General features: G+C 35.9%; 3 protein-coding genes. 2 read left to right on the top strand and 1 reads right to left on the bottom strand.

Features of this window, described 5'->3' with window-relative positions; all coding sequences use genetic code 11:
• Positions 1-175: 175 nt before the first annotated feature.
• Positions 176-772 (bottom strand): hypothetical protein, encoded by a 597-nt coding sequence (locus tag ACFIQC_RS09735; RefSeq protein WP_375630617.1) that lies wholly within the window; start codon positions 770-772, stop codon positions 176-178.
• 65 nt (positions 773-837) lie between these two features.
• On the opposite strand from ACFIQC_RS09735, the gene ACFIQC_RS09730 reads away from it, so the two are divergent.
• Together ACFIQC_RS09730 and ACFIQC_RS09725 are read left to right on the top strand one after the other, a co-directional pair.
• Positions 838-1,146, top strand: coding sequence for a type II toxin-antitoxin system RelE/ParE family toxin (locus ACFIQC_RS09730; RefSeq protein WP_375624281.1), 309 nt, complete (start codon positions 838-840; stop codon positions 1,144-1,146).
• Positions 1,127-1,411: an addiction module antidote protein gene (locus ACFIQC_RS09725; protein ID WP_375621740.1), complete on the top strand. Its 285-nt coding sequence runs from the start codon at positions 1,127-1,129 to the stop codon at positions 1,409-1,411. The genes ACFIQC_RS09730 and ACFIQC_RS09725 overlap by 20 nt, the downstream gene beginning before the upstream one ends.
• Positions 1,412-1,605 lie beyond the last annotated feature (194 nt).

The following is a 1,605-nucleotide window of genomic DNA, read 5'->3' as shown; positions in this document are numbered from 1 at the left end:
AACAATGTGATTTGTGCTGTGATAAAAACGTATCATAAAATTTATGAACTGTTATGAATGATATCGGCTTTTCATTTTATTTGAATACACACATGCGTTATAATATTTACATCATGATTTGCTTTTTATGGTCTATTCATACATGCCAATCTTATATAAAAAATGGTCAAATGAATCACGTATAAAAATGTGGATTCTTAAGTGGATTCATATAAAATAACTTCACACAACCTATTGACTTTATTGTGTTTTTTGATATTATACTGAGTACTATCTCTGATAAACGCAATGGAGAGAGAATGAGTTGAATCTGATAGGCTTTATCCGGCGTGGGATAAAGATGTAATTTCCTATCAAAATAACTGTAACAAACCGGCGTTCCTTGCTGCTCTGATGATAACAAAGGCTCTAAAGAAACATGGTCCTTACATTCCAAGGCAAACTTATGATGTTGATCAGAACTCAGATAAACGTTTTTGATTTTAACAGCACTTTCGATATGGCTGGTAGTGCTTGCATCATAAACACCTTGTCCCGCCCGTGTCTCAAACACCACATCACGGCTTTCGTTAAAGTAAAAGGTCTCCCGTTCACAAAAACGAATGGCTGCAAAAATGCTTTCTTGGATTTGTTGAACATACTCATCGGCTATGTCATCAATCTCATCTTGAATAACCGACACTAAGTGCGAAAGTGTTCTCTTATGACGATAAACATCTCGCTTTACTGGTATCGGTCCTCCGGTCTTAACCCGAATATAATGACGTGTCATCAAAATACCTTTCAGTAAAAATTATTACTATTGATATTATATAGTTTGTGTAGTATAGTACTCAAATGGTATTCATTCATAAAACGATAGAATTTGATACTTGGCTTAAGAAACTTAAAGATAAAAGCGTTAAGGCTATTATTCTTCAACGTATTGTCCGCTTAAAACAGGGTCTTTTCGGTGATGTTAAATTCTTTAATGGCATAGGTGAATTACGTATCCATTATGGTGCTGGTTACCGAATTTATTTTACCCAAAAAGGCTCTGATTTTATCCTTTTGTTATGTGGTGGAGATAAATCAACGCAGAAAAAAGATATTGAACAAGCATTAAAGTTAAAAGAGGAGTACAGTGATGAAAATAACCCCCTTTAAACCAGAAGAATATCTTGAAGACATTGAGGTACAACAAGCATTTCTTAATGAAGCCTTTAAAACCGGTGATGCCTCTCATATAGCAGATGCCCTTGGTATTGTTGCACGTGCTCAAAATATGAGTGCCTTAGCAAAAGAAACCAATCGCGAACGCAGTGGATTATACCGCTCTTTAAGTAAGACTGGTGACCCTAAACTTTCTACCTTAGTCGCTGTCTTATCTGCCCTTAATTTGCAACTCTCTGTACAGTCTTCTACTTCATAAACTGAGAGGGAGTTAATAAATCTCTCCCCTCAATTTCAGTGATTGGTTACAAATTCAACGACTATACTTGCTTGACCAGCTTGTACTGTCTTATCAGCTTTAGCATAGAGAGTAAGTTCTTCATCATAAGGGACAAATTCCTTCTGATTGGTGGGCTTAACCTCTTTTACTGCCTGTTGTTTGATTTCCGCTTC

It is taken from the genome of Bartonella sp. AA126HLJHH (assembly GCF_042197425.1).
GTDB lineage: Bacteria > Pseudomonadota > Alphaproteobacteria > Rhizobiales > Rhizobiaceae > Bartonella.
Note: the sequence above shows the minus strand (reverse complement) of the source record. Positions and strands in the feature narration are given on the sequence as shown.

Bases quoted from the DNA above. Each gene is read 5' to 3' on its own strand.
- ACFIQC_RS09725 (WP_375621740.1), top strand. From the start codon at position 1,127: ATGAAAATAACCCCCTTTAAACCAGAAGAATATCTTGAAGACATTGAG.
- ACFIQC_RS09735 (WP_375630617.1), bottom strand. From the start codon at position 772: ATGACACGTCATTATATTCGGGTTAAGACCGGAGGACCGATACCAGTA.
- ACFIQC_RS09730 (WP_375624281.1), top strand. From the start codon at position 838: ATGGTATTCATTCATAAAACGATAGAATTTGATACTTGGCTTAAGAAA.